A 12989-nucleotide genomic window follows, 5' to 3' on the forward strand; every position below is an offset into this window, starting at 1 on the left:
GCAATCGGCATTGCGCGCCTATCTCTCAGCGCTGGCGGGACAGCGCCCCCCTCTGTCCTGCCGGACATCTCCCCCACAAGGGGGGAGATCAGATGTCGCGCCGGCTTTCGCCAATCTTCAGCCTGACAGAATTGAGCGGCGCGCCAACGCTGCTAATCTCCCCCCTCGTGGGGGAGATGTCCGGCAGGACAGAGGGGGGCGCGAAGGAATGATGCGTGGGGAAAGCTTGCCTCGTGCCGCTGCGCCTTTTCTGGGCTTCGCCCGCCTGCTGCGTCGCCACGCCTTCGCCGTCGCGCCGGAACAGGTGACCAGCTTCATGCAAGCGGTCACCCTGCTCGGCCCGCGCTCGATGAACGACATCCGCGAGGCCGCCCTTGCAACACTGGCCCCCTCGCCCGATCGCCACGACGAATTCGAGGCGCATTTCCGCGGCTATTTCTACGGCGACGCCAAGCCCACGGTCGAAGGCGAAGAGGACGATGAGACCCGCGTCAAGGATGATCGCGGCACGCGCGAGGAAGAGAAACAGATCGCCCGCCATGAGAAAGGTGGCGAACTGTCCTCGGCGCTTGAACAACTGAGCAGCCGCGATTTCCGGCGCGGCGCCGATGACCAGTTCCGCCGCAGGCTCGCATGCGCCCTGCCCGCGCGCCGTTCCTTTCGCACCGCGCACACCCGCTCGCGCGGCACGCTCGATCTCCGCCGCTCGCTCAGCGAAATCGTCAGCGCCGACGGCGACATCCCCGCGCCGCAGCTGCGTCGTCGCCAGACCGTGCCCCGCAAGCTGCTTTTGCTCATCGACGTCTCCGGCTCGATGAAGCAGCACACCGCCGACTATCTCAAGCTCGCCCACGCGGCCGTTCAAGGCGCGGACCGTGCCGAAGTCTTCACCTTCGGTACCCGCCTCACCCGCATCACCTCGGCGCTGCGCATCCGCGGCCGCGAGCAAGCGTTAGCGCGCGCTGCAGGGCTCGTCGACGATTGGGACGGCGGCACGCGCATGGGGCCGACTTTGCTTGCCTTCCTGTCGGTGCCGCGCTTCTCCGCCTTCGCGCGCGGCGCCTGCGTCGTCATCCTGTCCGACGGACTGGAACGCGGCGACCATTCCGACCTCGAAACCGCGATGCGCCGGTTCAGCGCCCGCGCCTTCCGGCTGTCGCTGGCGAGCCCGCTCGCCGGCGATCCGCGCTTTCGCCCGGCGACGGCGGCACTCGGCGCCATTCTGCCGATGCTCGACGATCTGGTCGACGGCTCGTCGGTGGGCAGCCTGACCGATTTCATCCTGTCGCTCGCCCGTCCTGCGCCTGCGGCTTCAGTCATCTGGAAAAGGGTATCGTGATGCAGAAAGCCATCGACGCGCATTTCCACATCTGGCGCCAGAAGGATCAGCCCTGGCTGGTCGGCCCGATGGTGCCGCGCATCTTCGGCCCCTACGAGCCGATCCGACGCGACTATCCGATCACGGAGTTCCTCGAAGACCAGAAAGGCTCGGGCGTCGAGAAAGCCGTCTATGTCCAGACCAACTGGGCCAAGGAGGATTTCGAAAGAGAGGTCGCCTTCCTGCAGAAGACCGCCGACGAAACCGGCTGGCCGCACGCCATCGTCGGCTATGCCGACATGACGGTCGACGACGTCCGCCCGCAAATCGACCGGCTGATGAAATACAAGCTGCTGCGCGGCGTGCGCATGCAGCTCCACTGGCACGAAACGCAAGCCTTCCGCTTCGCCGCCTCCGCCGACCAGGTGATCGATCCCAAGGTGCGCGCCAACGTGGCACGGCTGAAGGACTACGGCCTCTCATTCGACCTGCAGCTTTTCCCGGCGCAGATGAAAGATGGGCTGAGGCTGGTCGGCGAAAACCCACAGACGAATTTCATCCTCACCCATGCTGGCATGCTGACCGGCATGGGTGAGGAAACGACCGAAGCATGGAAGGCGGGCCTCCGCACGCTTTCGGCGGCGCCCAATTTCTACGCCAAGCTCTCGGGGCTCGGCACTTTCGTTCACCGCAACGACCCGGAGCTCATCGCCTATATCGTCGACAACGCCATCGATATCCTCGGCAGCGACCGGCTGATGTTCGGCTCGAACTTCCCGATCGAAAAGCTGTGGACCAGCCATGCCGAACTGATCAAGGCGCACCGCGCTGCGGTTGCCGGACACGGCGCCAAGGCCGAGGCGGACATCTTCTGGAACACGGCGGAGAAGGTTTACCGGCCGGTATAGCGCTTCGGAAAGCCGCCGCGCCGGGTAGGCGCGACGGCTTGCGGAGCAAGCAGTTATTGCGTCGGCAACATGCCTTCGACGTCGCTCGCGGCGTCGGCAAGCGCTTCCTTCGGCGTCGCCGACTGGTCGACGATGCGGGACAGATTGTCGACGATGGTCTGCGTCACCTTGACTCCGTTGGTGCCGGGGAAGGCGTACCACGGAACCATCAGCGGCATCTGGCTGAGGCCGGCCTGGAACAGCGGGTTCTTCTTGTAGAAATCGCCGAGATAATCAGGTGATTTCGCGGCGAGTTCGTTGTTGGGGACATAGCCGGTGCCGGGCACCACCACCGACGCGCCGTACGGGCCGGCGGCGAACTTGGCGAACTTCCAGGCGGCTTCCTGCTTCGCGGTGTCCTTGGTCAGGATGACCACCGCATTGCCGCCGGTCGGCAAATGGCCGTTGACCGGATCGATCAGCGGGATCTTGGCCGTGCGCAGCGTGAACTTGTCGCCGACATTCTTGATCGTGTTGACCAGCGCGCCTGTGGTCTGGAATTCGAAGCCGACCTTGCCGGCCGCGAAAGCCTGCTCGCCCGCCGGCTTGGTGAAGACCGGCATGCCGCCGTCCTTCACCATCCGCTCGATAAGCTCGACAGCCTTCTCGCCTTCTGGACTGTTGAAAGCGACCTTGCTCTCGTCGCCGTTCAGCATCTTGCCCCCGGCGCCAAACAGCAGCGCCGAGAACATCCAATCATCGCCCTGCCAGCGGAAGTCGATGCCGTCGACACCGTTGCCGAGCGCCTTGATCTTGCCGCCAAGGGCGATCACCTCGTCCCAGGTCTTGGGCGGATTGTCCGGATCGCCACCGGCCGCCTTCACCAGGTCGGCGTTGTAATACATGATCGGATTGGAGGTGGCGAAGGCCAGCCCGATCTGCTTGCCGTTCACCTGCGCGAGCTTCAGTATGGTGTCGGAGAAGCCTTGCTCGGCCATGTTGCCGTCCTTCTTCACCAGCGGCCCGAGGTCGACGGCGACGTCGCGCTCGTTGAGCATGCGCAGGCGATTGAGGCCGATGAAGGTGATGTCGGGCATCTCGTCGGTGCCGGCCTGACGAAGAATGGTCTGGATGCCTTCCTCATAGGTCGCGGACGGGCTGGCGAACTGGATCTTGATGTCGGGATTCTCTTCCATGAACTTCTTCGAGATCGTGTCCATCACGTTCTTGAAGAAACCGGGCATCGGATAGTGGACCGTCAGTGTCGTGTCGGCATAGGCCGGAAGGGCCGATGCCAGCGACACCGCCGCCATGGCAATAATCCTGGAGAAATGCTTCATTGCTCGTGCTCCTTGTTGGCCGGTCAGCCTTTGAGACCGGTCATGGTGATGCCTTCGACGAAGCGCTTCTGCGCGAGCAGGAAGGCGACGACGAGAGGAAGGGTGATGATCAGCGTCGCGGCCATCAGCGCGCCGTAGTCGTCGCCCGCTTCCGCGGCGCGGAAGTACATCAGGCCGAGCGGCGGCGTGGCGTAGGCCTGCTTGCTGATGACGATCAGCGGCCAGTAGAGATCGTTCCAGTGCGCGACGACGGAAAAGATCGCGAAGGCGGTGACGGCCGGCCAGGCGTTGGGCACGATGACGCGCGCGATGATGCCGAGCTCCGACATGCCGTCGAGCCGCGCCGCGTGGATGAGGTCGTCGGGCATCGCGCGGAAGAATTGCAGGAACATGAAGATCGCGAACACCGAGATCGTGAACGGAGCGACCAGCGCGGTGTAGCTGTTGAGCAGCGACATGCGGTCGAACGCGACATAGAGCGGCAGAGCGGTCGCATGGATGGGAACCAGAAGGCCGAGCATGACCAGCACCATCATCATGCGCGCCGCGCGAAACTTCAGCTTGGCCATCGCGTAGGCGCAAGGGATCGCGACCGCGACCTGGAAGAAGAAGATCAGTCCGCACACGACGATGCCGTTCCACAGCAGCATTGCCATTGGCACCCTCTCCAGCGCCTTGGCGAAATTCTCAGCGAAGAAGGGATGCTGCGGGATCAGCGAAAGCGCCGCGGTGAAGATGTCGCTCTGCGTCTTGCCGGCGGTCGAAATCATGAAGATGTAGGGCGCCAGAATCATCAGCGCTCCGAGCGAAAGCAGCGTGAAGCGGACGATGCGGCCGACCGGGATGCTGGTCATGTGTAGTGCACCCGCCGGTCGAGGACGCGATACTGCAGGAACATCAAAACGACGAGGATCGCCAGGAAAACCACCGTCATCGCCGACGCATAGCCGACGCGCATATAGACGAAGCCCTCCTGGTAGATGGTGAAGAGGAGCACTTCGGACGCCTTGTTCGGGCCTCCGTCAGTCAGCATCTTCACGGTCTCGAAAACCTTGACCGCATTGGTGATGCTGATGGTGACGACGAACAGCGTCGTCGGCCCGAGCATCGGCCAGGTGACCAGGAAGAACCGGTCGAGCGCCGATTTCGCGCCGTCGACTTCAGCCGCTGCATAGAGCTCGCGCGGGATCGCCGTCAGTCCGGCCAGGAACAGCACCATGTTGAAGCCGACCGACTGTCAGACGCCGATGATCGACAGGCTGTAGAGGACGGTGTTCGAGGCGCCGAGCCAGTTCGGGCCGGGAATGCCGACAAGCGAAAGCAGCGCGTTGAGCGGCCCGATAGTCGGATGGAAGATATACTGCCAGACGGTTGCCATCGCGACGATCAGCGAGGCCACGGGCAGGAAGTAGACGGTGCGGAAGAAAGCCCGCGCGCGCAATTCGCCTTCGATCAGAAGCGCGACACCCAAGCCGAGCGCGATCGAGACCGGGGCGACCATCGCGGTGTAGAGAGTGGTGTTCCACAGCGATTTTCGGAAGGTGCGGTCGCTGAACAGATGCGCGTAGTTCTCGAAGCCGACGATACGGAATTTGCCGTAGCCGAGCTCGAAATCGGAGAAGCCCAGAAAGACGACGGCAACCACCGGCAACAGCACGAACAGGAAGAGCAGCACGATCGCCGGCAGCGCCAGCAGCCAGGCGGTCCGGTCCTCGCTGCGCGCACGCAGTGCCGCGGCGCTTAGGACATTGCCCGCCAGCGCGACGCTAGACATAGGCCGGCTCCTGCCGTGCGCCAGCCACTTCCGCGATGCGCAGCCGGCGTCCCTCAGGCCCGAAGACCATCGCCTGCTCAGGAGCCAGAAGGATGCCCACCGGCATTCCACCGATCAGGTCCTTCGCCTCCTGCGGCGCCAGCTTGGCGATGACGCTGTCGCCGGAGACGTCGAGCCGGCAATGGGCAATGACTTCCGAGCCGAGGAATTCCAGCCGTTCAATCCGCCCGGCAACGCCGCTCCGCCCGCTGGGGGACAGCTTGACGAATTCCGGGCGAATGCCGAGGCTGATCGGGCCGTTCGCCACCTTCTCCAGCAAAGCCAGCCGCATGCCTTCGAAGTCGACACGACCGTTTTCGGCGATCGCCTGCAGGATGTTGATCCTCGGCTGGCCGACGAACCGCGCGACCTCGATATGGGTGGGGTCGTTATAGATCGTCTCAGGCGAGGCGAGCTGAAGCAGATGGCCGCCGATCATGACGGCGACGCGATCGGCCATCGACAGCGCCTCGGCCTGGTCATGCGTCACATAGAGCGTTGGCACACCGGCGCGCCGGTGCAATTCCACGATCTCGCCACGCGCATGGACGCGCAGATTGGCATCCAGGTTGGAAAGCGGTTCGTCCATGAGGAAGATGCTGGGATGGCGCACCATCGCGCGCGCCAGCGCCACGCGCTGCCTCTGCCCGCCAGACATCTGTCCGGGCTTGCGGTCGAGCAGATGGTCGATCTTCAGCAAGGCGGCCATCTCGCGCACATCGCGCGCGATGCCGGCGCGTATCTCCCCCTGGCCCGGTAGCCAAGCGCCGATCAGCGGCAGGCGCTGCGTGAGGCTCAGCCGCTTCATGGCAAGCGGGACGGCGATGTTCTGGCCAGCCGTCAGATGCGGGTAGAGCGCGTAGGACTGGAACACCATGGCGATGTTCCGGTTGGCCGCGGCAATGTTCGACATGTCCTTGCCACCGACCATTATCTCACCGGCATCGGCATGGTCGAGTCCCGCGAGAATACGCAGCAAGGTGCTTTTACCGCACCCCGACGGGCCGACCAGGGCGATGAATTCGCCGGGTTCCGCATCGAGGCTGACGCCATTCAGGACGGCGTTGCCGGCAAAGGCCTTGCTCAGGCCACGCAGCGACAGCACGCCCATCACCCAGCCTTCCTGCGGACCTTGTGGGCCTCGTGCGGATAGACTTCCTCGACCACGTCATCGAGGACATGAAGGGTCATGCCGGGAACGGCGACGATCTCGCTCGCGACCGCGTCATCAAAATGATGCATGACGGCGCCGATCAGTTGTTCGCCCGGCATCTTGCGTTCCATGGTGTCGACGATGAAGGCGGCGGACGGCCCCCATACCAGGGAGGTGCCGGCGTATTTGCCCTTCCACGCCCAGTGCAGGTGGCCGCTCGCATGCAGGGCCACGTCGTGGGCGGCGATCAGATCGTAGAGACGCCTGCGCTGGGTCGGCCGGATGCTCCAATAGCCGGTATCGCCTTCGTCCGGATCGTCGACAAAAAGCGGCTTGTGGGCAAACATCGCGACGCGGCGGCCGCCACGGCTTTCCAGCGTTTTCCACAGCCATTCTAACTGGGCTTCCTCCGCGGCATCGTTGAAGCCCATCACCTGGCTGTTTAGCCCAATGAGCCGCGAGTTTCCCGCATCCTCGGACCAGTAGTCAGGACCGGCCAGACGGCGCCAGCGCTCCAGCCGTGCCGCATCGACCGGCTGCAGCGAACCCGGCAGATGGCCGACGTCGTGGTTGCCGGGCACCAGCAGCATGGGTTTGGATATCTCCCGCATCAGCCCCATGCAGAAGCTGATGTCGTCATCCTTGTCGGCTCCGTCGACGGTCAGATCGCCGGTGTGGATGACGAGATCGGCGCCGCTTTGCTCGATCCAGTCGGCCAGCGGCTCCCAATTGCCGTTGAAATGCGGCTTGGTCGGGCTGAAATGGGTATCGGTGATCTGAACGATTTTCATGACGGCTCCGCCGCGAAAGCCGTGCCGGAAACCAAGGGCGAACGACTGCGCGTGCGGCTTCCTTAGTGCCGTTACATGTCACTTCCTTAACAGTGCCGGGGCAAAGTTTGATTCAAGCACACAAGCCTGTGAAATGCGCGAACGGCCGCCGCCGGACGATATTTTTTTGCTGGCAGCGACACGGAAACGCCGTGACGCTCCCCCGACTCACTTCACCTCGAACTGCGGGTCGACTGGAATCTGCAGGGATGTCACCAGATGGTTGGTCTGCCCTGCCAGGCCGATGATCGACACCAGCTCGCCATGTTGCGCGTCGGTCATGCCCTTGGCCCGCGCGGCGGCCGTGTGCGAGTGGATGCAGTAGGAACAGCCATTGGCGACTGAGACCGCGATGTAGATCATTTCCTTGGTCAGCGGATCGATGGCGCTGTCGGCGACCATCACCGCCTTGAGCTGTTCCCACACCCGCTTCAGCGCCGCCGGATCGTTGGCCAGCCCACGCCAGAAATTGTTGACGAAGTCGGATTTCCGCGTCGCGCGGATATCGTCGAACACGGCCTTCACCGCCGGGATTTTGTCGACCTCGGCATCGGTGAGCAGCTTTGTAGTGGCCATGGTGTGGTCCTTTCGTTTGAATCGCCGTCGAGGTCGTTAAATCAAGGGTTGCGCATAGACGACTAAGCAGTTTGTCCGGCTAGTTTTTAGCGCGGGAAAGCACGCGACTGCGGAGATTGGCCGAAGCACCTCAGCGTCGTCATTCTAGGGCGGAGCAAGGAGCGAAGCGACGCGCGCAGACCCGAGGATCCATGCCATGACCTCGCACGAAGGGTGCAGCGGAGCAGAGTTCTGGACCGTAGCGACGCCTAAAAGTCACGGAATGGATCCTCGGGTCTGCGCTGCGTCGCTTCGCTCCTTGCTCCGCCCGTGGATGACGAAATGACGGACGCCTCGGCTAATCTCCCGTGGTGTGCGATCGTCGGCCATTCCCCTGCTACCCTAGTGCACCGCCGCATACATAATCTTCTCCTCCGTCGCCTCCGCCGGCGAGAACTCCTCGACGATGCGGCCCTGGCGACAGACCAAGATGCGGTCGGAAAGGTTCATGATCTCCGGCAGGTAGGACGAGATGACGACGACGGCGAGCCCTTCGTCGGCCAGCCGGTTGATGATCTGGTGGATCTCGGCGATGGCGCCGACATCGACGCCGCGGGTCGGCTCGTCGAAGATGACGATGCGCGGCTGCTGCACAAGCCCCTTGCCGATCACCACCTTCTGCTGGTTGCCGCCGGAAAGCTCGACCACGCGGGCATTGTCGTTGATCGCCTTGATGTTTAGCGTCTTGGTCCATTCGGCGGAAAGCTGCCGCATCTCCTGCTGGTTGATCACCCAGGCCTTTTCGCGGCCCGCTGCGAGCAGCCCGCCGAACAGGTTCTCGGCGATGCCCATCGTCTCGAAGATGCCTTCGCTCTTGCGGTCCTCGGTGACGTAGACGATGCCGTCGGCCACCGCCTCGCTCGGTACGAGATAGCGCACCGGCTTGTCGTCGAGCTCGATCGCGCCACCGCGCCGAAAATCGCGCTTGTAGATGCCCGACACGATCTTGAAGGTCTCGGTGCGGCCGGAGCCGATCAGCCCGAACACGCCGGTGATCTGGCCCTCGAAGATCGAGAAGGAATTGTTGCGCACGATGTTGCTCATCGAGATGTCCTGCACCGAGAGCACTTTCTTGCCCGCCTTGCGCAATTTCGTGTCGTCGCGCTGGCGGTAGATCTGCCCCGACAGCGAGCGCCCGACCATGGCGGCGACGATCCTGTCGCGGTCGAAGGCCGATGTCTCGTCGGTGATCACCAGTTCGCCGTCCCGCAGGATGGTGATGCGGTCGGCGATCATCAGCGCCTCTTCCAGCGCGTGGCTGATGAAGACGATCGACACGCCGCGCGCCTTCAGCCGGCGGATCAGCGCGAAGAAATGGCGCTTCTCCTCAGGCGTCAGCGTCGCCGTCGGCTCGTCGAAGATGATGATCTCGGCATTGTGGTGGACGGCGCGCGCGATCTCGACCATCTGCCGCTTGGCCGCGCCAAGCGTCGCCACCATCGCGTTCGGATCGACCTGAAAATTCAGCGACTGCAGGAATTGCTGCGCCGAGATGTAGGTGCCGCGCAGCCGGTTGAGGAATTTCTCGGTGCCGAGATAAAGGTTCTGCGCCACCGTCATCGACGGCACCAGGCTGGTCTCCTGGAACACCATGGCAATGCCGGCTTCCAGCGCGGCATGCGGCGAGGCGTAAGCCGTCTCGACGCCCTTGTGGAACATCTTGCCGGAGGTGGCATCGACGACGCCGGCGATGATCTTGGTCAGCGTCGACTTGCCGGCGCCGTTCTCGCCGAGCAGCGCGTGGATCTCGCCTTTCCTCAGATCGAAGCTGACATTCTTCACTGCCGGCACGCCGCGATAAGTTTTGGTGACGTCTTCGAGACGGACGATCGGTTCCATCAGAAACCTCCCGAAGCGAGGGCGACGGCAAGCACGCAATCGCCGCCTTTCGAGGCGATGAACAGGCGGCCGTCCTGTTCCGCAACGCTGCATATGCCGTGGCGCGTGCCATTGGCGCGGCTGTGCAGGCTGAATTGCGGCTGCAGGGTCCGGTCGAGCTTCACGACGAGCCCGTAGGAGCGGCTGGGCGACCACGGCTTGTGGATGCCCATGGTGCGGATGCTGCCGCATTGCAGCGGCTCGAGAAAACTGCGGTTGGAGGCCAGCGCCGGCGCGATCCAGTAGGCCGGCGGCACCTGGTCGATCATGTCCTGGCGATAATGCGTTTCCTGCAGCACGAATTCGATCAGCCGGTTGCGCGGCGCAAACAGGGTCAGCCACGCTCCGCCGTCGCCAGATGGCGACAGGCGAGCGGGATAGCCGGGCAGATGCGTCAATACGGTCGAACGGTTTCCGGTCGCGCCATCGAAGCGGATGAGCTGATGACGCCAGCTCTCGCTCACCAGCACATCGCTGCCGACGGGATGGAGCCCATAGGGAAAAGCGAGATCACCAGCCATTTTGCGGAAGTCACCGCCGGCTGGGTCTCGCTTCCAGAGCGAGCCGGACACGCCCTTCTTCATCAGGTCGGCGGCCCATTGCGACGGCGCATGCTCGGCCGAGCCGTTGGCCAACCAGAGCGTGCCATCCTTGGCATAGGCAAGCGCGGTGATGCAGCGCACGCCAGCCGGCAGTGAAACATCCTTGCCGCCAATCAGCAGTTTGCCACTTTCGAGCGCCACCGTCAGGTCGCCTGACGGCGACTGCGCCAGTGCGGTGATGGGGGACGGAAAGGTCTCGACAATCTCGGCCTCGGCTCCGCCGGCAAGCGAATGGACGGCGTTGCCGCTGGATGCGAGTAGCCGCTCGTCGGCAATCACCAGATTGTCCGGTTCGATCAGCCCGGCGAAGGCCGGCGCGTCGTCCAGCCGCGTGTTCGGGCGGAAGGCGCCGTCGAGCGGCGGTATGGTGACCGCCTTGCCGCGGAAGACATCCAGGATCGGATCGAGGATCATGGCTTGCCTCCCCAATAGGAAGCGGGGCTCGTCCAGTTCGGATCCGCGCCGGCGATCTTGTAGCGCCCGATGCGATTGTTGAGGATGCCGCCGACGAACAGATAACCCTTGTGCTCGCGCATCGAGGTCACCATCGGATGCGCGTTGCCGGAAAGATCGCCGAGCGTCTCGACGATGCCGCCCTTCTCGTTGAACTTCACCACCCCGCCGGTGTTGATGTTGGGGAACAGCCACTCGTCCTGCGGCAGGCGCCGCGTCATGCGCTTGCGCATATCAGGGTGGCGCAGCGACAGGTCGAAGCTCGGGGTGCGCATGCCGAGCCAGGCCATCCAGTAATTGCCGTCGGAGGCCCGGTTGATGTTGTCGGCGTAGCCCGGCATGTCGCGGATGACGCATTCGGCGGTACCGGCCTTCGGTCCTTCCAGCCAGTAGCGGTGCACGCGGCAGGCCCAGCTTTCGGCGAAGAACAGAGACTTGCCGTCATGCGCCATGCACACGCCGTTGGTGTAGCGATAGCCGTCGAGCAGCGTCTTGGTCGAACCGTCCTTCGGGTCGTAGACCAGAAGGCGGCCCGTGGCGCGGTTCTCGATCGAGTCCAAGGCCCAATCGTGGGCGTCATAGCGCTTGGTGGAATCGGTGAAATAGATACGGCCGTCCGGCGCGATATCGCAATCGTTGGGATCGCGCAGCCGCGCATCGTCGACGATCGAGGTCCAGGAGCGCGTCGTCTCGGCCGACAGGCGCTTCACATCCCGCTCCGGCGAGACCGAATAGAGCCCCATGGCGCCGACGCAGCTGATCAGATTGCCTTCCTTGTCGAAGGCCAGGCCCAGCGGGAAGCCGCCGATATGGGCAAACACTTCCGACTTCACATAGTCAGGCGCGAAGAAGCGGACGATCTCGCCATGGCGCGTGCCGCAATAGAGATGGTCGTCGCGGTCGAGGATCACGTCCTCCGGCCCTTCCAGTTCGCCGAGCCCGATATGGTCCGCGGCAGAGAGCCGGTTGTCGAGTTCGTAGGACGTGCCGGAACCAGGCGCGGCTGATTGCGTCTCACCCATCTTGAGGTAGACTGGCGCGACATAGACCTCGTTCAGCACCTTGTGGCGGTTCTTCAGCCAGCGGATGTCGATGGTGACGGCGACCGCGAGCAGGATGCCGAGCACCATCTGGTTGGTGCCGGTGCCGTAACCCAGCCGGATCAGACCGTTGGTCATGGTAAGCACGATGATGGCGCCCATCAGGCCCTTGACCACAGAGCCGCGTCCGCCGCCCAGGCTGACGCCGCCGACCACCGCTGCCGTCAGCGCCATGATCTCGAGATTGAGGCCGGTGCCCGGCCCCGCCCCGCTCAACCGGCAGGCGATGAGGAAGCCGCCGATCGAGGCGCAGAAGCCGGAGAAAACATAGGTCATGAACACGGTGCGGCGCACCCGGATGCCGGCATTATGCGCCGAGCGCCGGGAGCCGCCGACCGCCAGCACATGCCAGCCGGGGCGCGATCGCGTCAGCGCGATATGCGTGACGATGGCCAGGACGATTGCCAGCCAGACCGAGACCGACAGACCCCAGAACGTGCCGTCGCCGATGAAGTCGAGCACATCGGAGCTCGCCTGGGAAAGCTGCACGTCGGCGGCATATGTGGTGACGAGGATGTCGAACAGCGCCCGCCCGAAAATGAAGGTGACCAGCGTGGTGAGGAAGGCGCGCAGCCTGAGATAGCCGACCAGGTAGCCATTGATGGCGCCGAAGACGAGCCCCGTGCAAAGTGCCGCGGCCAATGCGAGCCAGATCGACTGTTCGAGAATGAAGAAGACGTAGACGGCCGAGAAGCAGGACAGCGCGAAGATCGAGCCGACCGAAAGATCGATGCCGCCGCCCAGCATCACCACGGTCATGCCGATGACCACCAGCGAGAACTCGCCCAGCTGGCGGGTCGATTCCTGCAGCGAGGTGAGCTTGAAGAAGCCCGGAATGATCGAGCCGAACACGCTGAGCGTCGCCACCAGCGCCAGGAAAGGTATGGCGTTGTCGGTCCAGCGTTTGGTCAGGATCTCGCCGACCAGATGGTCGGGCACGAGATTGTAGCGCCAGGCCTGGAGGCGTTCACGAAAATTCATCGGCTGCTGCTGTCATCAG

10 protein-coding genes and 1 pseudogene are annotated in these 12989 nt (G+C 63.8%); 2 read left to right on the plus strand and 9 right to left on the minus strand.

Features of this window, described 5'->3' with window-relative positions; translation table 11 throughout:
* Nucleotides 1-208: 208 nt before the first annotated feature.
* Nucleotides 209-1339, plus strand: coding sequence for a VWA domain-containing protein (locus tag FJ414_RS00010; protein WP_140640008.1), 1131 nt, complete (start codon nt 209-211; stop codon nt 1337-1339).
* Nucleotides 1339-2226 carry an amidohydrolase gene (locus FJ414_RS00015; RefSeq protein ID WP_181181472.1) on the plus strand — a complete coding sequence of 296 codons (888 nt, stop codon included), beginning with the start codon at nt 1339-1341 and terminating at the stop codon, nt 2224-2226. Before FJ414_RS00010 ends, FJ414_RS00015 begins: the two co-directional genes overlap by 1 nt.
* Nucleotides 2227-2279: 53 nt before the next feature.
* Here the strand turns inward: FJ414_RS00015 and FJ414_RS00020 are convergent, their stop codons facing one another.
* The 9 genes and pseudogenes from FJ414_RS00020 to FJ414_RS00060 all read right to left on the minus strand — a co-directional run bounded on the left by FJ414_RS00020 (nt 2280) and on the right by FJ414_RS00060 (nt 12970).
* Nucleotides 2280-3545 (minus strand): ABC transporter substrate-binding protein, encoded by a 1266-nt coding sequence (locus FJ414_RS00020; RefSeq protein WP_140640012.1) that lies wholly within the window; start codon nt 3543-3545, stop codon nt 2280-2282.
* A 23-nt stretch (nt 3546-3568) separates the two neighbouring features.
* The gene (locus FJ414_RS00025; RefSeq protein WP_140640014.1) at nt 3569-4399 is read right to left on the minus strand and encodes a carbohydrate ABC transporter permease; all 831 of its coding nucleotides are present in this window, start codon (nt 4397-4399) and stop codon (nt 3569-3571) included.
* A pseudogene (locus FJ414_RS00030) lies at nt 4396-5319 on the minus strand (sugar ABC transporter permease). The gene FJ414_RS00025 and the pseudogene FJ414_RS00030 overlap by 4 nt, the downstream one beginning before the upstream one ends.
* A complete protein-coding gene (locus tag FJ414_RS00035; RefSeq protein ID WP_140640016.1) occupies nt 5312-6469 on the minus strand; it encodes an ABC transporter ATP-binding protein in 1158 nt (385 codons plus the stop codon). Before FJ414_RS00035 ends, FJ414_RS00030 begins: the two are co-directional and overlap by 8 nt.
* Nucleotides 6469-7302, minus strand: coding sequence for a metallophosphoesterase (locus FJ414_RS00040; protein ID WP_140640018.1), 834 nt, complete (start codon nt 7300-7302; stop codon nt 6469-6471). The genes FJ414_RS00035 and FJ414_RS00040 overlap by 1 nt, the downstream gene beginning before the upstream one ends.
* A 207-nt stretch (nt 7303-7509) precedes the next feature.
* Nucleotides 7510-7917, minus strand: coding sequence for a carboxymuconolactone decarboxylase family protein (locus tag FJ414_RS00045; protein ID WP_140640020.1), 408 nt, complete (start codon nt 7915-7917; stop codon nt 7510-7512).
* A gap of 381 nt (nt 7918-8298) precedes the next feature.
* Entirely contained in the window at nt 8299-9795 is a 1497-nt protein-coding gene (locus FJ414_RS00050) for a sugar ABC transporter ATP-binding protein (protein ID WP_140640022.1), read from the minus strand.
* Nucleotides 9795-10850 carry a hypothetical protein gene (locus FJ414_RS00055; RefSeq protein WP_140640024.1) on the minus strand — a complete coding sequence of 352 codons (1056 nt, stop codon included), beginning with the start codon at nt 10848-10850 and terminating at the stop codon, nt 9795-9797. The genes FJ414_RS00050 and FJ414_RS00055 overlap by 1 nt, the downstream gene beginning before the upstream one ends.
* Complete coding sequence (locus FJ414_RS00060) at nt 10847-12970, minus strand: SMP-30/gluconolactonase/LRE family protein (RefSeq protein WP_140640026.1); 2124 nt, start codon at nt 12968-12970, stop codon at nt 10847-10849. Before FJ414_RS00060 ends, FJ414_RS00055 begins: the two co-directional genes overlap by 4 nt.
* Nucleotides 12971-12989: the final 19 nt, after the last annotated feature.

This window comes from Mesorhizobium sp. B3-1-6, assembly GCF_006439555.1.
In the GTDB taxonomy this organism is placed as follows: Bacteria; Pseudomonadota; Alphaproteobacteria; order Rhizobiales; family Rhizobiaceae; genus Mesorhizobium.